Origin of the sequence: Burkholderia sp. Tr-20390 (assembly GCF_017104595.1) — a bacterium.
Classification (GTDB): Bacteria; Pseudomonadota; Gammaproteobacteria; order Burkholderiales; family Burkholderiaceae; genus Burkholderia.
Genome location: NZ_JAAGPC010000028.1, coordinates 1 through 19,511, shown reverse-complemented (window position 1 = coordinate 19,511; position 19,511 = coordinate 1). Strand labels below are relative to the sequence as shown.

General features: G+C 66.2%; 21 protein-coding genes and 1 tRNA gene. 9 read left to right on the top strand and 13 right to left on the bottom strand.

What is annotated here, in order from left to right; all coding sequences use genetic code 11:
* The first annotated feature begins 81 nt into the window (after positions 1 to 81).
* Together ispD and ispF are read left to right on the top strand one after the other, a co-directional pair.
* Positions 82 to 792, top strand: coding sequence for a 2-C-methyl-D-erythritol 4-phosphate cytidylyltransferase (gene ispD, locus G3N98_RS10980; RefSeq protein WP_089425642.1), 711 nt, complete (start codon positions 82 to 84; stop codon positions 790 to 792).
* Positions 793 to 819: 27 nt separating this feature from the next.
* Positions 820 to 1,305, top strand: coding sequence for a 2-C-methyl-D-erythritol 2,4-cyclodiphosphate synthase (ispF, locus tag G3N98_RS10975; RefSeq protein WP_089431208.1), 486 nt, complete (start codon positions 820 to 822; stop codon positions 1,303 to 1,305).
* 129 nt (positions 1,306 to 1,434) lie between these two features.
* Here ispF and G3N98_RS10970 read toward each other — a convergent pair whose 3' ends face one another.
* From G3N98_RS10970 to ompR, 4 genes are all read right to left on the bottom strand, one after another.
* Complete coding sequence (locus tag G3N98_RS10970) at positions 1,435 to 1,962, bottom strand: carboxymuconolactone decarboxylase family protein (RefSeq protein ID WP_011352388.1); 528 nt, start codon at positions 1,960 to 1,962, stop codon at positions 1,435 to 1,437.
* 76 nt (positions 1,963 to 2,038) lie between these two features.
* Positions 2,039 to 2,587 (bottom strand): peroxiredoxin, encoded by a 549-nt coding sequence (locus G3N98_RS10965; RefSeq protein ID WP_006478563.1) that lies wholly within the window; start codon positions 2,585 to 2,587, stop codon positions 2,039 to 2,041.
* 189 nt (positions 2,588 to 2,776) lie between these two features.
* Positions 2,777 to 4,138 carry an ATP-binding protein gene (locus tag G3N98_RS10960; protein ID WP_089425640.1) on the bottom strand — a complete coding sequence of 454 codons (1,362 nt, stop codon included), beginning with the start codon at positions 4,136 to 4,138 and terminating at the stop codon, positions 2,777 to 2,779.
* Positions 4,139 to 4,178: 40 nt separating this feature from the next.
* Positions 4,179 to 4,904, bottom strand: coding sequence for a two-component system response regulator OmpR (ompR, locus tag G3N98_RS10955; protein ID WP_004199523.1), 726 nt, complete (start codon positions 4,902 to 4,904; stop codon positions 4,179 to 4,181).
* A gap of 267 nt (positions 4,905 to 5,171) precedes the next feature.
* Here ompR and G3N98_RS10950 point away from each other — a divergent pair, with 267 nt between their 5' ends.
* From G3N98_RS10950 to G3N98_RS10940, 3 genes are all read left to right on the top strand, one after another.
* Entirely contained in the window at positions 5,172 to 5,450 is a 279-nt protein-coding gene (locus G3N98_RS10950) for a hypothetical protein (RefSeq protein ID WP_011352385.1), read from the top strand.
* A 131-nt stretch (positions 5,451 to 5,581) separates the two neighbouring features.
* Positions 5,582 to 7,084 carry a DUF1800 domain-containing protein gene (locus tag G3N98_RS10945; RefSeq protein ID WP_206148179.1) on the top strand — a complete coding sequence of 501 codons (1,503 nt, stop codon included), beginning with the start codon at positions 5,582 to 5,584 and terminating at the stop codon, positions 7,082 to 7,084.
* 67 nt (positions 7,085 to 7,151) lie between these two features.
* Positions 7,152 to 8,372, top strand: a complete 1,221-nt coding sequence (locus G3N98_RS10940; RefSeq protein ID WP_206148178.1) for a DUF1501 domain-containing protein — start codon at positions 7,152 to 7,154, stop codon at positions 8,370 to 8,372.
* 10 nt (positions 8,373 to 8,382) lie between these two features.
* On the opposite strand, the gene hpnD is transcribed toward G3N98_RS10940, so the two are convergent.
* Positions 8,383 to 9,216: a presqualene diphosphate synthase HpnD gene (gene hpnD / locus G3N98_RS10935; RefSeq protein WP_175237149.1), complete on the bottom strand. Its 834-nt coding sequence runs from the start codon at positions 9,214 to 9,216 to the stop codon at positions 8,383 to 8,385.
* 241 nt (positions 9,217 to 9,457) lie between these two features.
* On the opposite strand from hpnD, the gene G3N98_RS10930 reads away from it, so the two are divergent.
* Positions 9,458 to 9,544 (top strand) — tRNA-Leu (locus G3N98_RS10930).
* A 495-nt stretch (positions 9,545 to 10,039) separates the two neighbouring features.
* On the opposite strand, the gene G3N98_RS10925 is transcribed toward G3N98_RS10930, so the two are convergent.
* Both G3N98_RS10925 and G3N98_RS10920 read right to left on the bottom strand, forming a co-directional pair.
* Positions 10,040 to 10,597, bottom strand: coding sequence for a DUF4339 domain-containing protein (locus G3N98_RS10925; RefSeq protein WP_206148177.1), 558 nt, complete (start codon positions 10,595 to 10,597; stop codon positions 10,040 to 10,042).
* 131 nt (positions 10,598 to 10,728) lie between these two features.
* Positions 10,729 to 11,487 carry a hypothetical protein gene (locus G3N98_RS10920; RefSeq protein ID WP_206148197.1) on the bottom strand — a complete coding sequence of 253 codons (759 nt, stop codon included), beginning with the start codon at positions 11,485 to 11,487 and terminating at the stop codon, positions 10,729 to 10,731.
* A gap of 230 nt (positions 11,488 to 11,717) precedes the next feature.
* Here G3N98_RS10920 and G3N98_RS10915 point away from each other — a divergent pair, with 230 nt between their 5' ends.
* The gene (locus tag G3N98_RS10915) at positions 11,718 to 12,014 is read left to right on the top strand and encodes a hypothetical protein (protein WP_089473056.1); all 297 of its coding nucleotides are present in this window, start codon (positions 11,718 to 11,720) and stop codon (positions 12,012 to 12,014) included.
* 105 nt (positions 12,015 to 12,119) lie between these two features.
* Here G3N98_RS10915 and G3N98_RS10910 read toward each other — a convergent pair whose 3' ends face one another.
* From G3N98_RS10910 to G3N98_RS10895, 4 genes are all read right to left on the bottom strand, one after another.
* Positions 12,120 to 12,350 (bottom strand): hypothetical protein, encoded by a 231-nt coding sequence (locus G3N98_RS10910; protein WP_089425634.1) that lies wholly within the window; start codon positions 12,348 to 12,350, stop codon positions 12,120 to 12,122.
* 114 nt (positions 12,351 to 12,464) lie between these two features.
* On the bottom strand, positions 12,465 to 13,574 hold the full coding sequence (locus G3N98_RS10905) for a class II histone deacetylase (RefSeq protein ID WP_206148176.1): 1,110 nt from the start codon (positions 13,572 to 13,574) through the stop codon (positions 12,465 to 12,467).
* Positions 13,575 to 13,590: 16 nt separating this feature from the next.
* Positions 13,591 to 14,799: an MFS transporter gene (locus G3N98_RS10900; protein ID WP_206148175.1), complete on the bottom strand. Its 1,209-nt coding sequence runs from the start codon at positions 14,797 to 14,799 to the stop codon at positions 13,591 to 13,593.
* 19 nt (positions 14,800 to 14,818) lie between these two features.
* Positions 14,819 to 15,865, bottom strand: coding sequence for a porin (locus tag G3N98_RS10895; RefSeq protein WP_206148174.1), 1,047 nt, complete (start codon positions 15,863 to 15,865; stop codon positions 14,819 to 14,821).
* A gap of 302 nt (positions 15,866 to 16,167) precedes the next feature.
* Here G3N98_RS10895 and G3N98_RS10890 point away from each other — a divergent pair, with 302 nt between their 5' ends.
* Together G3N98_RS10890 and G3N98_RS10885 are read left to right on the top strand one after the other, a co-directional pair.
* Entirely contained in the window at positions 16,168 to 17,313 is a 1,146-nt protein-coding gene (locus tag G3N98_RS10890; RefSeq protein WP_206148173.1) for a helix-turn-helix transcriptional regulator, read from the top strand.
* A gap of 109 nt (positions 17,314 to 17,422) precedes the next feature.
* Positions 17,423 to 18,421, top strand: a complete 999-nt coding sequence (locus G3N98_RS10885) for a 2-dehydropantoate 2-reductase (protein WP_206148172.1) — start codon at positions 17,423 to 17,425, stop codon at positions 18,419 to 18,421.
* Positions 18,422 to 18,594: 173 nt separating this feature from the next.
* Here G3N98_RS10885 and G3N98_RS10880 read toward each other — a convergent pair whose 3' ends face one another.
* Both G3N98_RS10880 and G3N98_RS10875 read right to left on the bottom strand, forming a co-directional pair.
* Positions 18,595 to 19,044 (bottom strand): MarR family transcriptional regulator, encoded by a 450-nt coding sequence (locus G3N98_RS10880; RefSeq protein ID WP_089473049.1) that lies wholly within the window; start codon positions 19,042 to 19,044, stop codon positions 18,595 to 18,597.
* 62 nt (positions 19,045 to 19,106) lie between these two features.
* A partial coding sequence (locus G3N98_RS10875; protein ID WP_206148171.1) for a glycerate kinase occupies positions 19,107 to 19,511 on the bottom strand: 405 nt, incomplete at its 5' end.

Here is a 19,511-nt window from a genome sequence, read left to right as displayed (position 1 = left end):
GCGCATCGCGGTGCGCCGGTCGAGACGAAAGACCTATTATAAAATCCGCTTCTCGATTTCATCTTTCCGGCGTTTCCCTTCGTGACTCCCCGACTTTTCGCCCTGATTCCCTGTGCCGGCACCGGCAGCCGTTCCGGCTCGGCCGTGCCGAAGCAATACCGCACGCTGGCCGGCCGCGCGCTGCTGCATTACACGCTTGCCGCGTTCGACGCGTGCAGCGAATTCGCGCAGACGCTCGTCGTCCTCGCGCCCGACGATTCCCACTTCGATGCGCGCCGCTTCGCGGGCCTGCGCTTCGCGGTGCGCCGCTGCGGCGGCGGCTCGCGCCAGGCGTCGGTGCTGAACGGGCTGCTCGAACTGGCGGAATTCGGCGCGACCGACCACGACTGGGTGCTGGTGCACGACGCCGCGCGCCCGGGCATCACGCCGGAGCTGATTCGCACGCTCGTCGCGACGCTGAAGGACGATCCGGTCGGCGGCATCGTCGCGCTGCCGGTGGCCGATACGCTCAAGCGCGTGCCGGCCGGCGGCGACGCGATCGCTCGCACCGAGTCTCGCGACGCGCTGTGGCAGGCGCAGACGCCGCAGATGTTCCGCATCGGCATGCTGCGCGAGGCGATCCTGCGCGCGCAGCGCGAAGGGCACGACCTGACCGACGAGGCGAGCGCGATCGAATGGGCTGGCCATACGCCGCGCGTCGTGCAGGGCAGCCTGCGCAATTTCAAGGTCACGTACCCGGAAGATTTCGCGCTCGCGGAAGCGATCCTCGCACGCTCCTCGAACGCTTCCTGACTTTCACCCCTCACAATCGGAATACGCATGGATTTCAGAATCGGACAAGGCTACGACGTGCACCAGCTCGTCGAGGGGCGCCCCCTCATCATCGGCGGCGTGACGATTCCGTACGAACGCGGCCTGCTCGGCCACTCGGACGCGGACGTGCTGCTGCACGCGATCACCGACGCGCTGTTCGGCGCGGCGGCGCTCGGCGACATCGGCCGCCACTTCTCCGACACGGACGCGGCGTTCAAGGGCGCCGACAGCCGCGTGCTGCTGCGCGAGTGCGCCGCACGCGTCAAGGCTGCCGGCTTCACGATCCAGAACGTCGACAGCACCGTGATCGCGCAGGCGCCGAAGCTGGCGCCGCATATCGACGGGATGCGCGCGAACATCGCGGCCGATCTCGGGCTGCCGCTCGATCGCGTGAACGTGAAGGCGAAGACCAACGAGAAGCTCGGCTATCTCGGCCGTGGCGAAGGGATCGAGGCGCAGGCCGCCGCGCTGCTGGTGAAGCAGGGCGGCTGACGCCGGGCGGCGGCGGCGCGCGGTTCGCCCGCCGCGCTGCGGAAATGAAAAATGCCACGCGGGTGCGTGGCATTTTCGTTTGGAGCGGCGACCGGGCCGGCGCGACTGCCGGCCGGGTGAGGCAACCGCTTATTCGCCTTCTGCGGCGATCACTTGCGCGGCGGCATTGATCACCGACGCGATACGGCCGACGTCGCGCAGCTGTGTGACGGTCATCCCTTGCTCGTTCTTCAGCAGCGCATAGTGCGACTTCACGCAGAAGTGGCACTTGCCGACGATCGACGCGGCGAGCGCGTACATCTCGAACTTGCGCTTGTCGACGCCGCCGTGCGTCGCATACGCGCCCATCCGCAGCTCGGCGCGTTGCGTCTTCAGGTCGGCATCGTCGGCCATCTCGACATACGGATACCAGGTGTTGTTCATCCCCATCAGCGCGGCCGCCGTCAGCACGGCGTTCGTTTCTTCGGGCGACAGGACGCCGGCTTCGCGGATCGTCTTGATGAGCACCGTGCTCTTCGCCGCGATGGCCGCCGCCAGCGCGACGCCCACCGCGTCGGTGCCTTCGAGCGACGAGCGCGAGATCGTGCCGTCGAGGTTCAGGCGAATGTCCTTCGCGTAGTCGGGAATACGTGCCTTAATCGAATCGATGAATTCCATTGATATCTCCTATGGGTTGGCCGTTAAAAAAGCCCGCAGGCAGGACGTGCGCCGCGGGCTTCGTGCATCGATGCGCTTACAGCGTTGCGCCGCCGACTGCACGGTTGCACGGGCACAGTTCGTCCGTTTGCAGGCCGTCCAGAATCCGCAGGACTTCTTCCGGGCTGCGGCCGACGTTCAGGTTGTTCACCGAAACGTGCTGGATCGTGTTGTCCGGATCGACGATGAACGTTGCGCGCAGGGCCACGCCGGCTTCCTTGTCGCGCACGCCGAGCTGGTCGATCAGCTCGCCCTTGACGTCGCCGAACGAGTAGTGGTTCAGCTTGTCGAGGTCCTTGTGTTCACGGCGCCATGCGAGCTTGACGAATTCGTTGTCCGAGCTGCCGCCCAGCAGGACGGCATCGCGCTCTTCGAACTGCTTCGTGAGCTTCGCGAATTCGACGATTTCCGTCGGGCACACGAACGTGAAATCCTTCGGATAGAAGTAGATGATCTTCCACTTGCCCGGGAACGACGCTTCAGTGACGGTCTCGAACGCCGACTGGCCGTTTTCCTCGTGATTGTTGAAGCCCGGCTTCGCGGCTACGACGGTGAAAGCTTCGAGTTTATCGCCCACGGTTTTCATGCGGATACTCCTGTATGAGTTGGGAAGAAGACTGAGTCAAGCTACCTCGGTGCTGCAACGATGATGTGACAGCATGGGCAAAACTATAACACTATTAGCTATGCGCTTCAATAGATTTTGACTAACTATCCTCATAGCTTTTTTCAACCGGATCGATAGTGTGCAGCGCAAGAAGCGTGCGCGAGCGCGTCACGCAGTCGCACGCGCCTTGCCGGCGCCGGGGAATTCGAGCGTGACTTCGAGGCCCGCTTCCGGGTTGCGGTTGCGCAGCCGCAGCGCGCCGCGATAGCGGCCGACGAGGCGCAGCACGATCGCCATCCCGAGGCCCGTGCCGTCCGCCTTGGTGCGGGCGGTGTCCACGCGGTAGAACGGCCGCATCACGAGCGGCAGCTGATCCTCGGGAATGCCGGGGCCTTCGTCGCTCACCGACAGCTCGACGCGCGCGTGCGACACGCGCGTCTCGAGCGTGATGCGCGACACGCCGTCCTGCGTGCTCTGGCCATACTTGCGCGCGTTCTCGACGAGGTTGCCGATCACGCGGCGCATGTCGGTCTCGTCGGCTTCGATCACCGCGCTCGGCGCGAGCCGCGTGCGGATCTCGACGCCATCCTCGCCCGACACGCGGGCGGCGACTTCCTGCGCGATCGACGACAGATCGACGGGCTCGGGCTTGCGTTGCGACGGGCGGGCGTAGTCGATGAAGGCCGCGATGATGCGGTCCATCTGCTCGATGTCGTCGACCATCGCGTCCTTGGTCGCCTGGTCGGACGGGCTCATCTCGGTTTCGAGCCGCAGCCGCGCGAGCGGCGTGCGCAGGTCGTGCGAGATACCCGCGAGCATCAGCGCGCGGTCGGCCTCGAGCTGCTCGAGGTCACGCACCATCTGGTTGAAGCTGCGATTGGTCTCGGCCGCGACGCCCATCCCGCGCTCGGGCAGCAGTTCGGGTGTCTGGCCCGAGCCGATCTGCCGCGCGGCGAGCGCGAGCCGCGAGAACGGCCGGTTCACCAGACTGGTGATGAACGCGGAGCCGAATAGCGACAACGCGAGCGCGAACAGCCCCCAGCCGGCCCACTGCAGGCCCGTGACGTTGTCGAGCTGGTCGCGGTCGAGCGCGACCCAGTAATCGTCGTCGTCGATCTTGAAGCTGATCCACACGCCGGGAATGTCGTTGACCGACTGGGCGATCACGGTATCGTCGCCGAGGCGGCTGCGGATGTCGTGTTCGATCAGGCGGTTCAGCGATTCGTCGGGCTGCAGCTTGAACTTGTCGGTCTTCTCGCGCGGGTAAACGCGCACGCCCTCGTTGCTCTCGAGATCCTGCAGCAGCGCGCGCCGCAAATCGGGATCGGAATAGAGCAGGGCGGTGCGCGTGAGCTTCACGATCGCGACGAGCTGGAGAGCCACGCGCTGCGCACGCGGCTCGCGCTCGATCACGCGAAAGCTCTGGAACCACGCGGCGAGACTGACCGAGATCAGCAGCGCGATCAGCAGGAAGGTGCGCCAGAACAGCCCGCCGAACGCGAGCTGAAGGAGGCGCCGGTCGATACGCATGGGACGGGCCGTGGGCGGGCGAAACCGGAAAGGAAAAAGATCAGGCGGCGCCGTCCGGGATGAACACGTAGCCGAGGCCCCAGACAGTCTGGATGAAGCGCGGGCTGCCCGGATCCGGTTCGATCAGCTTGCGCAGGCGCGAGATCTGCACGTCGAGGCTGCGGTCGAACACTTCGTATTCACGGCCGCGTGCGAGCTCCATCAGCTTTTCGCGCGACAGCGGCTGGCGCGGATGACGCGCGAACACCTTCAGCACCGAGAATTCGCCGGTGGTGAGCGGAATTTCCTGGCCCGACTTCGTCAGCGTGCGCGTCGCGAGGTTCAGCGAGAACTCGCCGAACTCGAACACCTCGGTGGTTTCCGACGGCGCGCCCGGCAGTTCGGCCGGCGCCTGGCGGCGCAGCACCGCATGAATGCGCGCCACGAGTTCGCGCGGGTTGAACGGCTTCGGCAGGTAATCGTCGGCGCCCATCTCGAGGCCGACGATGCGATCCACGTCTTCACCCTTCGCGGTGAGCATGATGATCGGCGTGCGGTCGTTGCTGCCGCGCAGGCGGCGGCAGATCGACAGGCCGTCTTCGCCCGGGAGCATCAGGTCGAGCACGAGCAGGTCGAAACGCTCGCGCACCCAGAGCTTGTTCATTGCGGTCGCGTTTTCCGCGACGTAGACATTGAAACCCTGCTCGCCGAGATAGCGGCGCAGCAGATCGCGCAGGCGCGGGTCGTCGTCGACGACGAGAATCTTGGAGGGGTTTTTCGTTTCCATGATCGGCATCTTATCGCGAATGGGAATTGACGCACGGTCGCGTATTTTCGTGCGTTACAGTCGGTTACAAAATTTACCCGTAGTGTCGCGCCGAGTAAAGGCAGGCTATAGAGATTCCTTTACTCGAAGCCGAAATTCGGTAGATACTCCCCTGCACTCCATCATTCATCTTTGCACACCCGAATTCCGCAGGGTTTTTCAAGTACCAGAGGTAGCCGGTTGCCGCGTGACGAAGGGAACAAATCGACCAAAGAAGCGAGGACGGTCATGCGATCTGCCCGGATTGCACTGATGCTGACGATCGCGCTTGCCGGTCCGTATGCGTCGAACTTCGCGTATGCGCAGCGCCCCGAGCAGGGCGCATCGTCGCGCAAGCTGCCGCGCGGCAAAGCGCCGCAGTCCGATCGTACCGCCGAGATGACGGTCCGTTCCGCCGTGCCTCCCGATCTCGAACAGCGCCGCCGCGACGGGCACATGACGCCCGAGGAACGCCACCTTTTGCGCCAGCACATCGAAGACGCCGTTCGCGAGCTGTACAAGCGCTGACACGCCGTCCTTCGCACGCGCGAAATTCGTCGCGCCGAAAAGATTCGTAGCAATTTTTCCGTCAACTTTCGCCTGCCGATTGCCGTTGTACCGGCATCCGCACCGCCGGTGCGCTCCGGGAGTCCATGACGATGAAAGCGAACGCTGCCGCACCGGCGCCGTCGCCCGCCATGCAGTCGCCGCTCGATGCGGACGATGCATTGTTTTTCCTGAGTCGTACCGGTTTTTCTCCCGCGCCCGCCGATGTTGCGCGCGTCGTCGGCATGACGCGCGCTCAGGTCGTGGCCGACACGCTCGGCAACGTTCGCCGCGACCCCGTCACGACCTGGCCCGACTGGATCGCCGAGTTGCCGCCGACGCGCGCGCAGCGCCAGGCGCTGACGCCCGACATGCGGCGCGACGAGCAGCGCGAGCGCAACGTTCGGTACGATGCGCTGCGCGCGGCGTGGGTCAACGAGATGATCGTCACGCCGTCGCCGCTCACCGAGCGCATGACGCTGTTCTGGCATGGGCATTTCACGTCGGGGCAGGACAAGGTGCCTTATCCGCAGACGATGGCGGCGCAGAACGCGCTGTTTCGCCGCGAGGCGCTCGGCAACTTCGGCGTGCTGCTGCATGCGGTCGCGAAGGATCCGGCGATGCTGCAATACCTCGATGGCGCGAGCAATCGCAAGGGGCGCCCGAACGAGAATTTCGCGCGCGAGGTGATGGAGCTGTTCACGCTCGGCGAAGGGCATTACACGCAAAACGACGTGACCGAAGCCGCGCGTGCGATGACGGGCTGGACGGTCGATCCCGATACGTATCGCTTCGAGGTTCGGCCCGATCTGCACGACGCCGGCGACAAGACGATCCTCGGCGAAACGGGGCCGTTCGATGGCGACGGCTTTCTCGACATCCTGCTGAAGCGGCCCGGTACCGCGCGTTTCATCGCCGCCAAGCTGTGGCGCGAGTTCGTGTCGGATACGCCCGATCCGGGCGCGCTCGATGCGGTGGCCGAACGGTTTCGCTCGAGCGGCTACGACATTCGCGCGGCGCTCGCCGCGCTGTGGTCGACCGACGCCTTCTGGGATCCTCGCAATCGTGGCGTGCTCGTCAAGTCGCCGGCGGAGTTCGTCGTCGGGTCGGTGCGGCTGTTCGAGGTTTCATACGGCGATCCGCAGATGCTCGCGAACACCGTGCGCACGCTCGGGCAGAACCTGTTCTATCCGCCGAACGTGAAGGGCTGGCCGGGCGGCACGCTGTGGATCAACAGCACCACGCTGCTCGCGCGCAAGCAGTTCGTCGAGCAACTGTTCCGCGCGACGGAGACGGCCGGCATGCACCCGCCGGCGCATGCGATGGTGCCGCCGCCGAATGCCCGCGCGCATGCGATGCCGGTGGTCGAGACGGCGTCCGCTGCCGGCATGCACGGACCGCCTGCCAAGCCCGCGCGCGCCGGCCTGCGTTTCGACCTCGAGCGCTGGCTTGCGCAATATCGCGCGCGGCCGCAGGCGATCGCCGGTTTGTCGACCGAGCTTCAGTTGCAGCATGCGGTGCTGCAACTGTCGCCGGTCGCGGCGATCGACACGGATTCGACCGGCAGCGCGTATCTCGAGGCGCTGCTGATGGATCCGGCCTATCAACTGAAATGATTCGAACGACGATGAAGCGGGGAGCCGGTGCGGCAAAGGTGTCGGACGGTGAACCAAAGGATGCGCGATGAACCGACGTGATTTTCTGACGCTGACGGGCGCCGCGGCCGCGGCCGGCGTGTCGATGTGGCAGGCGCCTGCGATGGCGGCTGCCGTGGCGCAGGCGGGGCGCCAACCGGCGGCCGGGTACGCGAACGTGCTGATCCTCGTCGAACTGAAGGGCGGCAACGACGGCCTCAACACGGTGGTGCCGTATGCGGACCCGCTGTATTACCAGTTCCGCCGCAGCATCGGCATCAAGCGCGAGCAGGTGCTGCAACTCGACGCGCACACGGGGCTGCATCCGTCGCTCGCGCCGCTGATGCCGCTATGGCGCGACGGGCAGGTCGCGATCGTGCAGGGCGTCGGCTATCCGCAGCCGAACCTGTCGCATTTCCGCTCGATCGAGATCTGGGATACCGCGTCGCGCTCGGATCAATATCTGCACGAAGGCTGGCTGACGCGCACGTTCGCGCAGGCGCCCGTGCCGCTCGGTTTCGCGGCCGACGGTGTCGTGCTCGGCAGCGCCGAGATGGGGCCGCTCTCGAACGGTGCGCGTGCGATCGCGCTCGTCAACCCCGCGCAGTTCATTCGTGCGGCCCGGCTTGCCGAGCCGTCGTCACTGCGCGAACAGAACCCCGCGCTCGCACACATCATCGACGTCGAGAACGACATCGTGAAGGCGGCCGACCGGCTGCGTCCGCGCGGCGGGATGCGTGAATTCAGGACGGCCTTTCCGGCCGGCGCGTTCGGCACGTCGGTCAAGACCGCGATGCAGGTGCTGGCCGCGTGCGAAGCGTCCGGCCCGGGTGCGCAGGATGGCGTCGCGGTGCTGCGCCTGACGCTCAATGGCTTCGATACGCACCAGAACCAGCCGGGGCAGCAGGCCGCGCTGCTGAAGCAGTTCGCGGAAGGGATGAGCGCGATGCGCGGCGCGTTGATCGAACTCGGGCGCTGGAACCAGACGCTCGTGATGACGTATGCGGAATTCGGGCGGCGTGTGCGCGAGAACCAGAGCAACGGTACCGATCACGGCACGGCCGCGCCGCATTTCGTGATGGGCGGCCGCGTGGCCGGCGGGCTGTACGGTGCGCCGCCGGCGCTCGGGCGGCTCGACGGCAACGGCAACCTGCCGGTCGCGGTCGATTTCCGCCAGCTCTACGCGACCGTGCTCGGGCCGTGGTGGGGACTCGATGCGACCCGCGTGCTGCAGCAGCGCTTCGATACGCTGCCGTTGCTGAAGGCGTGAGGCGTGAGGATCAGCGGCGGCGCGCGGTGCGCCACGCGATCCACAGCTTGCGGATCGGCGTCAGCGCGATGCGCTGATGCAGCACCTGGTAGCCGTCGCGCTCGATTTCGTCGAGCAGCGAGCCGGCCAGTGCGATCTGCGCACGCAGCGTGCGCTGGGCGCGGCGTTCCGATGCCGGGATCGCCGCTTCGGCGGCCACGAGCGCTTCGCGCGCGCGGGCCGTCTGGAATTGCAGCAATTCGGTGAAGGCCGGGCTGTAGCGGCGGTTCAGCAGATCGGCCGCGGTCACGTTGTAACGCTGCAGTTCGTCGATCGGCAGATAGATGCGGCCGTGGCGTGCGTCGTTGCCGAGATCCTGCACGAACTGCGCGAGCATCAGCGCGCGGCCGGCGTCCGCGGCCCACGGTTGCGGATCCGCCGGGTTTGGCGAACTTGCGCGCGCGACCAGCGACGCGAAGGTGCCGCCGACCTGTGCGATATAGCGCTGCAGGTTCGCGAAATCGAGGTAGCGTGCCTGTTCGAGATCCATCCCGTAACCGTTGACGAGCGTGCGCAATGCATCGGCCTCGGCGGCGATCGCCGGATGATGCTGCGCGAGCGCCTTCGTGACCGGGTGCGACGGCTGCCCGTCGGCCAGTGCCGCGAGTTCCTTGTGCCACCACGCGAGCTTCGTGTGTCCGACGGTCGGGTCGCTGGTTTCCTTGACGGTTTCCTCGAGTTCGCGGCGTAGCGCGAACAGCGCGGTCAGGCGCGGCTGCGTGGCGTGCGGCGCCTGACGCAGCGCGTAGTAGACGCTGGAGCCCGCGGGGGCGGCCTTTTGCTGACAGTAGTCGTCGAAGTTCACGGGCGGAATCGTGTGGGGAGGCGGGTTCGGGGGACGCGCGGCGGCGCGGTGCCGAAACGTCGAGCGCGGCATTCTAGCATCGCTGCACGACGGGTGCCCGCAGGGGCGAGACAAGCCCGCGCGGATCGGGTAGAATCTCGCGCTCGCCTGATCGGGCGTGCCGGTTACAAACCAACCGGCGCGATGTCCCGGGCGCGTGGTCACGCATCTTTCGTGCCGCGTGGTCAGGCGACAGAAATGCGCGTGAGTGGCGAAATTGGTAGACGCACCAGGTTTAGGTCCTGACGCCCGCAAGGGTGTGCCGGTTCGAGTCCGGCCTCACGCACCACATATCCTGCCAAGCATTTCCAAGTTTGGCCAAAGAGCCCCGTCAGTCAAGCACTTACGGGGCTTTTTGTTACCAGCTTTGCCCAACGTTTTTCCATTGATACCCGCGGAATCGGGGGCATCGCAGGGGGCAGTTTTCCTGATCTGGGGCACGTAAATGCGCCCATGACCCAATGCCCCTTATCGATGTCGCCGTCCGTGCGGCGAAGCCCCGCGAAAAGTCCTGCAAGCTTGCTGACGGCCAACGCATCTCACGCTGGATCCGGTGCAAATGGCTCCAGCGGCAGAAGGGTGATCGAATGCAATCCATCAGTCGATGGTGGGTGTCGATTCAGGGCGAAGTGCTTGGCGGGGTAGTAAGAGGCGCGCCAACTCGATACGCCTCTTACTCACATGCAAAATCAAGTGCGTTTGAGAGGATCAAGCTGGTCGAAGTCTGGCAACATCGCGTTCGAAAGGCGTTGAAGACCGATGACTATCACCAGCGAGAAGCCGATCAGGCAGCTTCGATCAGCGAAAGTACGAAGAGAACGATCCACGTCCAGAAATACGCGGGTGTCTGGCGCAGGGATTGGGCGCGTTTCCAAAGATAGACCGGCACGACAAACACCAGCTTGCCGAACTGCGACGTGTCGACGCCCGCGCGCTTCAAGCGTCGTTCGTCGACCCAGCTCAGGCCGATGTTCAGCAAGAGCGTGATCCACCAGTACTGGCCGGACTTGACTGCGATCTCGCCGGCCAGCCCGGCCATGTCGTCGGTCGGCGCTAGTGCTCCGCCGATCATTGCCTGCAACATCAGGCCGATGATCGGTGCGAATGCAAGAATCCAGACGATGGCATTGCTGATCTTCGTGTTCGGCAATGCAGGCGGCGTGGTGGAGGTTTCGAGATGCGAGGCGAGTTCGGTGTCGCCCATCGTGCGCCAGTCGACAAAGCCTTGCTTCCATACAAGCGTGCCAAGGGTGATGACGCGTTCCTGAATGAGACGCCGCATCTCGTCATTCGAGACCGGCCCGACGCGTTGGCCGCCTTTTTCATAGTGCCAAGTATTCATGGTTGTTGCTTCTTGTACAGGACGTGGAAAGGTGATCGTGTTGGCGATTGAACTTGCAGCTGACCCATGGCGCAACTGCCTATGTCGCAGCACAAACCGGGAGCATAACCGGTGCATACCGGCTGCTAACCTTAGCCGATCTGTTGTCTCGAACAGGCTTTTCGGGCTTCCGGTGAGATTTTCCATTCAATGCCGTTCTTCGATACGAACCAATGGCGGGAGACATCGGACGAGATCGGCTGATTGTTGCGGTCGTAGAGTGCAACCTGATGGGCCTGGATCGCCCAAGCGACTTCTTTGAGCGTGCGAATCGTCTGGCGGCCTTCCGCGAAACCGTCCGCATGTGATCCGTTGGCCTCGTAGACGCCATACGCAAACGTGCAGGCGGTTGGCGCCGCCTGAGCGATCGGCCGTTCACCTCGGATCGCGTCACGAAAACCTTGCAGTTCTGCCTTGCTCGGATCATGCGAATTTCCGATGCAGTACGTCGTCAACCCGTTCTCGCCGCCTTTGGGGTCGACGTCATGGTGTGCGAGTGCATCTGTTGCGCATTGATACGCATTTCGATAGTCGGGGGTATTTTTGATATTGCCCGCAGCATAACTCGATGCGGGGATCGCCGAGAGGGTGACGACGACGGCGGCGAAAAAATTATTCACGATGAGGCTTCCAGTTGAAATTCTAGTTGGTTGGAGCGAGGCTGCTATTGGGAATAGTTGCCAGCCCTTGTCTGATTTCATCATGTGAATTTCGATATTGCTGGCTGCACGTTTGATATCGGCAGCGAAATCTCCAACTTGATAGTCGGAATCTGCCACCGAATGACGGCGCTCGATGACTTGCTTGACTACTTCGATCTTGAACTCGTCCGTGTAGCGCTTGCCGCTCATGCTAATCTTCTCGTTCTCCATAAATTCTGACTCGAAGATTTCTGCGAGAGGGCGGCCTGTCCATACCCGAAAGGCGCCGCCGGTCGGCTTGCCACAGCCCTTTTTTGTTTAGGCCGTGTTTTTCTCCAGCATGCAAATCCGTACGAGCAGACACGGAAACTCGGCCGCGCGTAATATCGTGACCGCTGCTCATTCACACACGAAGCACAATTACACCGAGGGGTCGGCCAATGAAAAATACCGTACGCATTCCATTTTCCGTTCTGACGCTGATACTGGCTGCGCCGGCATTTGCCAATACGCCTGCCGAGAACATCGCATGGAGTGCCAAGCCCGTGCAGACGGTTGCATCGGCGTCGTCAGCGTGCTCCGCGTATTCGGGGCGCGTGATGTCGAGCGGCGAGACGTTCTCTACGGAAAACGTGCTGAAAGCGCTCGGCACGTCGCTGGCTGGCGCCGCGCTGGGCGCCGTCACGGGCGGATATCAGGGCGCAGCCCCCAATCCGTGTGCCCGACCGGGCCTGTGACCGGCCCGCAAGTGAACCGCGGGAATTCCCGCTTCATCTGAAACAAGCCAGACACCCAGCGCCGCGCGTCGCCCGACCCGCGGCGCTGCGTCATTCCAGGCATGCCTATTCCCAGAAGCTCCGGATCGCGACCGCCACGATCACCGGCACCGAGAACACCAGCGGGATCGCGAAATACTGCGCTTCGCGATCGACGACCCAGCTATAGATCACCCACGCCGCGCCGATCGCGAACGTGATGAGGCCGACCGTCACGGCGGCGATGTTCAGGACCAGCTTCGAAGGCTGGCGGCGCGTCTTGGTATCGTCATTGTGATCGCGCGGGGACGATTTCATCGGAAGAGTGCGGCTTCGGGCCGGAACGGGGATAAAAGCACAGGAAACCCCATCCGCATCGATCGCGCAAGAGGGCCGGCGCCGGCCGGCCCTCGTCGCGTCCGCCGGCGCGCTCTACAACGCGAACGACGTAGCCAGTTCGTCGAGCAGTTCGCGCTGGAACGCAACGAACCGTGCGCCTGGCTGCTGCGCGATCGCGAGGTCGAGCATCGGATCGGCGACGTCGGTGCGAACATCCGCCAGCGCCTCGACGATCGCGAGCCCGCAGAACGGCACGTACGCCTCCGAATAGCCGCCTTCGTGAACGATCACGAGCCGCCCGCCGCAATGGCGTTGCGCGGCCTCTTTCACCGCACGCGTCATGAACCGGTAGCTGTCGGTATGCAACTGCATGCGTGCGAGCGGATCGACCGCGCTTGCGTCGAGGCCGCTCGCGACGATGATCAGATCGGGCCGGAAACGCTCCAGCGCCGGCAGCACGATTCGTTGGAACGCGTAGCGATACGCATCGTCGCCGCTGCCCGCGAGCAGCGGCACGTTCAGGTTCGCGCCGACGCCTGCGCCTTCGCCGCGGTCGTCGGCGCCGCTGTAGCCGGGCGGGAAGCAGCGATCCTGGTGCAGCGAAATCGTCAGCGTGTCCGGATCGTCGTAGTAGATCGACTGCGTGCCGTTGCCGTGATGCACGTCCCAGTCGATCACCGCGACGCGCTCGATGCCGTGTTTCGCACGGGCGGCCTCGATCGCGATCGGGATGTTCGCCAGCAGGCAGAAGCCCATCGGGCGATCGCGCAGGCAATGATGGCCGGGCGGCCGCGACAGCGAGAAGGCGTTCGCCGCACGTTCGCCGAGGACCGTATCGACGGCCGCGATCGCGAGTCCGGCCGACAGCGCAGCGATCTCGTAGCTGCCCTTGCCGAACGGCGCGAGATCGCCGAGGTCGCCGCCGTTCGCGTCGCTGAGTGCGCGGAACGCGTCGAGATAGTGTGCGGGATGAATGCGCAGCAGGTCGGCGGTCGAGGCCGGCTCGGCGCCGCGCAGGTCGAGCTGTGCGGCCAGGCCCGAGGCCTGCACGAGCGACAGGAAACGGCGCTTCGAATCGGGCGATTCCGCGTAGCCCGCGCTCGACGGCGGCTGGACCCAGCCGCCGACCGGGAAGAACAGCGCGTGCGTGCCGCCGGTGTGCCAGAAAGTGCGTTCGTCGGTGAAGAAGGCAGTGCGATTCATGGATGTGCGTGACCTGTCACGGTTGGGTGGAAATGGAAGGGCGCGTGCGGCGATCGATGTGGCGCAACGCGGCGAACGACACGATCGCGACGGCCGTCGCGGCCGTAAACAGCACGCGCATCGTGCCGCCGGCATCGAGCATCAGCCCGGCGAGCAGCGGGCCGGCCGCGAGGCCCGCGCCGATCACGAAATTGAGCGTGGCCACGAGGCGGCCCGACGTGTCGATCTGCGCGACGGTCGCGAGGATGAACGGCAGGACGAACGTCCACGCGAACTTGAACGCGAAGATCGCTGCGCTGTAGCCGCCGGCGTGCCGCATGACCGCGAGCGCGACGAGCGAGGCCGCCAGCAGCGCGTAACCGGCCGCGAGCATCGCGCGCCGCGCGAGCCGGCCGCCTGCGCACGACGCGAGCGCCGCACCGGCGATCCCCATCACGCTTGCGATCGCGAGTACGTTGCCGGTCGACTGCGGATCGAGCCCGGCTTCGGTCGCGGCGCGGCTGGCGAACGTCCACACGCTGCCGATCGCGAGATAGAACGTCAGCACCGCGCCGATCGCGAGCACGACGAAGCTTTGCGGTGTCCGCGCCGCAGCGTTGCGCGCGTTCTGCGCGGGTGCGGCTCGCGTGCCCAGCGTGGACGGAAAGCCGCGCGACAGCGGCGCCGCGACCAGCGCGAGCGCGGCGAGTGCGACATACAGCGCGCGCAACCCGAACGCCGCGAACACATGCGGCAGCACGAACAGGCCGATCGCGCCCGCGATCAACTGGCCGACGACCCACAGGCCGTACACGCGGTCGCTGTTCTCGCTCGTCGCGGCGCTCGTCATGCAGAGCACCATTAGCGAGCCGCCGCCGAGCGCGGTGACGGCGCGCAGCGCGAGCAGCGCGACGAAGCCCGGCATCCACAGCGCGGTCAGCAGGTTGCCCGCGCCGAACAGCGCGATGGCGAACGCGGCGACGCGGCGCGCGTCGACCCGGCCGAGCCACAGGTACGACGGCACGGTCGCGAGGCTGAACGCGCCGAGTTCGACGAAGAAGTAGGTGCCGATCTGCGACGCGGACAGCCCGAGCTGCGTCGCGAGCTGGCCCGCGACGGCGGGTGCCACGAGCAGCAGCAGCGGCGTGATGGCCGCGAACACGACGAGCGCGACGAGCGTCGAGCGTGCGAAGGTCGACGCGCGGCCGTCGGACGGGAGTGCGGCATCCGGTGAAAGGGTTTTCATGGCGGGTTCTCGTGTGGGATCAGAACAGGTGGTACATGCCGACCATCGCGCCGAACTGCGATGCGCCGGCGAGCGGCGTCGGGTCGTATTCGTAGACGGTCTGCGAACTCTGGCTGCTGTTGCGTGCGTAGCCGAGGTTCACGTACGCGACGGTGCGTTTCGACAGCGCGTACGTGGTGCTCGCGATGAACAGCGTCGGGTGGCCGATCGCCGGCGTGCGCGAGTCGGTGTGGTAGACGCCCGCGTTCAGGCCGATCTCGCTCGACATCTGGTAGCGCGCACCGCCCCAGACGATCGTGCGTGCCGCGTCGAGATCGCCGGTCAGGCGTTCGACGCCCGCATAGACGGTGAGCGGCAGTGTGGCGAACGCATAGCGCGCGGCGAGCGTGCCGAGTTCGCGGCGGCGCGCCGACGTGTCGTCGGCCGCCGAAACCTCGCCATGTGCCTGATGCAGTACCGCGCTGACCGACAGGCCGTTGCTCGTGAACTGGCCGCCGAGTTCGAGCACGCGTCCGGCGCGCGTATTGCCGGCGACGCCGGACGTCGCGGCAAGCGCCTCCACGTCGAAGCCGGCGAACGTCGGCGACTGGTACTTGACCGAGTGGTCGATGAAGTTCGCGGTCATCGGCACGATGACGCCCTGGCCGCTGTACGACGCATACCAGAGCGGGTCGTAGAACAGCGTCTTGTCGAACAGCACGCTGAACTGCCGGCCGAGCGTGACGGTGCCGACGGGCCCCGCGATGCCGACGTACGCACCGCGGAAGAAGGCATAGCCGGGCACGGTCGCGGTGCCGTCGTTGAGGTTGAGGCCCTGTTCGAGCTTGAACAGCGCACGCCAGCCGCCGCCGAGATCCTCGTGACCTTTCATCCCGATCTGGGAAGGCAGGATGCCGTAGTTCTGCAGTTGAACGGCCGAGTGGCGCCTGTCGGCATGCGTCAGGTATTGCACGCCGGCGTCGAGCGCGCCGTACAGCGTGAGACTCGACTGCGCGTGCGCGGCAGCGCTGCACGCGGCAAGCGTCGCGACGGCCGCGGCCGTGCGGATGAAGCGGGGTTTCGTCACGTGGGGTTCTCCATACCGTCCTGCATCGGTTTGTCGTTGGTGTTGTCGCGACGCAGTGTCCGCAGCGGGAAAACCTTCGAACAGTCGTACAGATGAACGGTGTGGAAAACCCGTGGTGCGCGGCACGCACGCGGCGCTGTGCCGTGGCGCGGCGTGCTGCGGAGCAGCAACGTGCCGTGCACCGTTCAAATGGATGGGGCTGGCGCCCGTTCCGGCACCGTGGCCCGTCAAAAAAGCCGATCGCTATAATCGATCGGTGTCGTTGCGCACATCAGCAGCCCGATCGGGCAGGGGAGCGGAAGGTGAGGATCACGACGGATTTCGGGCAGGATCTCGATGCGCTGCGCGACGTGCCGGCCGCCATCGTGCTCGACGACTTCGCCTGGCCGCCGCTGCCGTCCCGGCGCGCCGATTTCGACGGCGTCACGCGCGGCGACGCATCGCAGCGCGAACTCGGGCTGATGCTGCTCGACCTGTACGCGGTTGCCGCACGGTCCGGCATCGGCGAATTCGAATACCGCTTCTTTTCGCTGCTGCAGGCGCTTGTCCCGTTCGACGCCGCATGGACGGGCGTCGCGACCCACGTGCCGACCGGCCCGGTGATGCACAACAGCTTCCTGTACCGTCTGCCGCACGCATTCTTCAGCGACTGGAAGCGCGTGCGCGATTGCGACCCGCTCGCGCACCGCACGCTGCGCGGCGCGCATGGCCATGCGGTGCGGCTGTCGGTCGTCGAACCGGGGCTCGATGCCCGGTTTCGCGACTGGTGCGTGAAGTACGGGCTCGCACAACTGATGTGCGTGTGCACGCTCGATCGCCGGTTCGGCCTGACGACGTTCATGTCGATCTACCGCCAGGGCCTGAATCGCCCGTTCAGCGATGACGATGCACGCCGCTTCGAGGAAGTGATTCCGCATCTCGCGGCGGCGCTGACGATCAATCGCGCCGCGCAGCTCACGCGCGAACGCGGCGAAACGGTCGCGCCGGCGGCGCGTGCACTGTGCGATAACTTCGGCGTGCTTCACCATGCCGACCACGGTTTCGACGACGTGCTGCGCACCGAATGGCCGGCGTGGGCCGGTACGCGCGTGCCGGAGCCGCTCGTCGCGCATTTGCGGCGCCAGTCGGGCCAGCCATTCGTCGGCGATGCGCTGCGAATCCAGTGCGTGCCGGTTGCGGGCCTGTTCCAGATCGAGGCGCGGCCGCGCTCGCTGCTCGACCGGCTGAGCCCGCGCGAGCTCGCGGCGATCCGCTATTACGGCGCAGGGCGCTCGCACAAGGAGGTCGCGCAACAGATGGCGATTTCGCCGACGACCGTGCGCCACTACCTGCGCTGCGCGTACCGCAAGCTCGGCATGCACGACAAGAGCCAGATCGCCGGCGTGCTCGGCGCAACGGGCAGTGCGGCCGACGACGAGCCGGTGGAAGCCGGTGGCGAGTCGCGCTGAATTGCGCTGAGTCGCGCGACCGCCGCACGTTGCATGCGGTCACGCGAATGGTTGTGCCCGCAACTATTGAGCGTTATGCTCGTCAGCTCCCAGGAGACGGAATTCCATCATGAACGACACGAATTCAGGGTCGGTGCGCGCGGCGGTGGTCGGGGTCGGCGCGATCGGCGGGTTGCTGGCGGCCGCGCTGTCGCGGGCCGGCATGATCGTGAGTGCGTATGCGCGCGGCGCGACGCTCGATGCGCTGAATGCGCACGGCGTGCGTGTGATCGACGAGGCGGGCGAGACATCGTCGGTTGCGGTGCGAGCGAGTGACGATGCGGCCGCGCTCGGCGTGCAGGACTACGTGGTGATCGCACTGAAGGCGCAGGTGCTGCCGGCCCTGGCCGCCCGAATTGCGCCGCTGGTCGGGCCGGACACCGTGATCGTCGCGGCGATGAACGGCCTGCCGTGGTGGTTCACGCACGGGCTCGAAGGGGCGCTCGACGGCGTGCCGCTCGATGCGGTCGATCCGGCCGGCGCGGTGTCGGCGGCGTTGCCGCCCGCGCAGGCGATCGGTTGCGTCGTGCACCTGTCGTCGAGTACCGACGCGCCGGGCATCGTGCGCCGCGGGCGCGGCAACCGGCTGATCGTCGGTGCGCCCGATCCGCGGCTTGACGTCGCCACGGCCCGGTTCGCCGCGGCGCTCGCCGCGGGCGGTTTCGACGTCGAGTCGACGCCCGCGATCCGGACCGAGATCTGGACGAAGCTGTGGGGCAACATGAACATGAATCCACTGAGCGCGCTGACGGGCTCGACGGCCGAGCAGCTGCTCGACGATCCGTTCACGCAGGATCTCGCGTTGCAGATGATGGAGGAGGCTGCCGCGATCGGCGCGAGGCTCGGTCTGTCGACGGGAATGAGCGGGCCCGAGCGGATCGCGGTCACGCGCAAGCTCGGCGCGTTCAAGACGTCGATGCTGCAGGATTTCGAAGCGGGGCGCGCGCTCGAGATCGGGCCGATCCTCGGCGTGTTCCCTGAACTCGGGCGCAAGCTCGGCGTGCCGACCCCGTATTGCGACGCGGTACTCGGGTTGCTGCGCCAGCGCGCGGCGAACAGCGGGCTGTAGCGCGGGCGGGGCCGCTGCACGCGCGACGCCGGCGAGACGGAGCGCTGCAGTCCGTTTGCATCGCGACGCGCCGCATGACGCAAAACGGGCCGCCCGCGTCGCCGATGTGGCGACCGGGGCGGCCCGTCAAATTCGTCGGATCAATACTGCGGGCGCCGCGCCCGTGTTGCGGCTCAGTCGTCCCGCTCGGTCGCGTGCGCGACGACCTTGTCGAGCAGCCGTTCGAACGTCTGGCGTTCGCTGTCGGACAGGCACGCGAGCAAGCTGTCGTTCCACTTGCGCACGATCGGCATGATCTTGCGATGCAGCGCGCGGCCGTCGGCGGTCAGCGCGATCAGCACGATCCGGCCATCCTCCTCGCTCGCGCTGCGTTCGAGCAGCCCCTGGCGCAGCAGCGCCTCGGCTGCCCGGCTCGCCTGGCTCTTGTCGAGATTGGTGTGGCGCGCGAGATCCATGATCGAGAACGGGCCGAAGGCGCCGACGGCGGCGATCACGCGCGCCTCGGGCAGCGAGATGTCGAGCTTGTGCCGGTACACCTCGCCGATCCCGCGGTCGGATCGCTTCGTGAGCGCATGGAGGCGATAGGTCAGAAACTGATCGAGCCCGGCTTGACGGCCTTTCATGTCGAATCCTGAAGAAAAAGGGCGGGCCCGATTGTTCCTGTATCGCGCGCTCGGGTCAACGGTCAATGTGCGCCGTACTTCAGGCGTGTCAATTGCTCCGCTTCGTTCGCGAGCAGATCGGCCGCGTCGCGGATCGCGACGTCGAGCGTGATCGGCCCGGGAGCCGGCGAGAAGCAGCCGGAAAAATGTTCGGACAGGCGCGGCAGCGCGGCCGGGTCGACTGCGCCCGACAGCAGCGATGCGGGCACGCCGGCGGCCCGCGCGTGCCGGCATGCGATGAACGGCGCCTTGCCGTGCAGCGTCTGCACGTCCGAGCGGCCTTCGCCGGTGATCAGCCAGTCGGCGCCGGCGAGCGCCGCATCGAGCCCGACCTGCCGCGCGACCACTTCGGCGCCCGCTTCGAACTGCGCGCCGAGCATGTGCAGCGCGAAACCGAGGCCGCCCGCGGCGCCGGCGCCCGGCAGGTG

Bases quoted from the DNA above. Each gene is read 5' to 3' on its own strand.
- ispF (WP_089431208.1), top strand. From the start codon at position 820: ATGGATTTCAGAATCGGACAAGGCTACGACGTGCACCAGCTCGTCGAG.
- G3N98_RS10970 (WP_011352388.1), bottom strand. From the start codon at position 1,962: ATGGAATTCATCGATTCGATTAAGGCACGTATTCCCGACTACGCGAAG.
- G3N98_RS10965 (WP_006478563.1), bottom strand. From the start codon at position 2,587: ATGAAAACCGTGGGCGATAAACTCGAAGCTTTCACCGTCGTAGCCGCG.
- G3N98_RS10960 (WP_089425640.1), bottom strand. From the start codon at position 4,138: ATGCGTATCGACCGGCGCCTCCTTCAGCTCGCGTTCGGCGGGCTGTTC.
- ompR (WP_004199523.1), bottom strand. From the start codon at position 4,904: ATGGAAACGAAAAACCCCTCCAAGATTCTCGTCGTCGACGACGACCCG.
- G3N98_RS10950 (WP_011352385.1), top strand. From the start codon at position 5,172: ATGCGATCTGCCCGGATTGCACTGATGCTGACGATCGCGCTTGCCGGT.
- G3N98_RS10945 (WP_206148179.1), top strand. From the start codon at position 5,582: ATGAAAGCGAACGCTGCCGCACCGGCGCCGTCGCCCGCCATGCAGTCG.
- G3N98_RS10940 (WP_206148178.1), top strand. From the start codon at position 7,152: ATGAACCGACGTGATTTTCTGACGCTGACGGGCGCCGCGGCCGCGGCC.
- G3N98_RS10925 (WP_206148177.1), bottom strand. From the start codon at position 10,597: ATGAATACTTGGCACTATGAAAAAGGCGGCCAACGCGTCGGGCCGGTC.
- G3N98_RS10920 (WP_206148197.1), bottom strand. From the start codon at position 11,487: ATGAGCGGCAAGCGCTACACGGACGAGTTCAAGATCGAAGTAGTCAAG.
- G3N98_RS10915 (WP_089473056.1), top strand. From the start codon at position 11,718: ATGAAAAATACCGTACGCATTCCATTTTCCGTTCTGACGCTGATACTG.
- G3N98_RS10910 (WP_089425634.1), bottom strand. From the start codon at position 12,350: ATGAAATCGTCCCCGCGCGATCACAATGACGATACCAAGACGCGCCGC.
- G3N98_RS10905 (WP_206148176.1), bottom strand. From the start codon at position 13,574: ATGAATCGCACTGCCTTCTTCACCGACGAACGCACTTTCTGGCACACC.
- G3N98_RS10900 (WP_206148175.1), bottom strand. From the start codon at position 14,799: ATGAAAACCCTTTCACCGGATGCCGCACTCCCGTCCGACGGCCGCGCG.
- G3N98_RS10885 (WP_206148172.1), top strand. From the start codon at position 17,423: ATGAACGACACGAATTCAGGGTCGGTGCGCGCGGCGGTGGTCGGGGTC.
- G3N98_RS10880 (WP_089473049.1), bottom strand. From the start codon at position 19,044: ATGAAAGGCCGTCAAGCCGGGCTCGATCAGTTTCTGACCTATCGCCTC.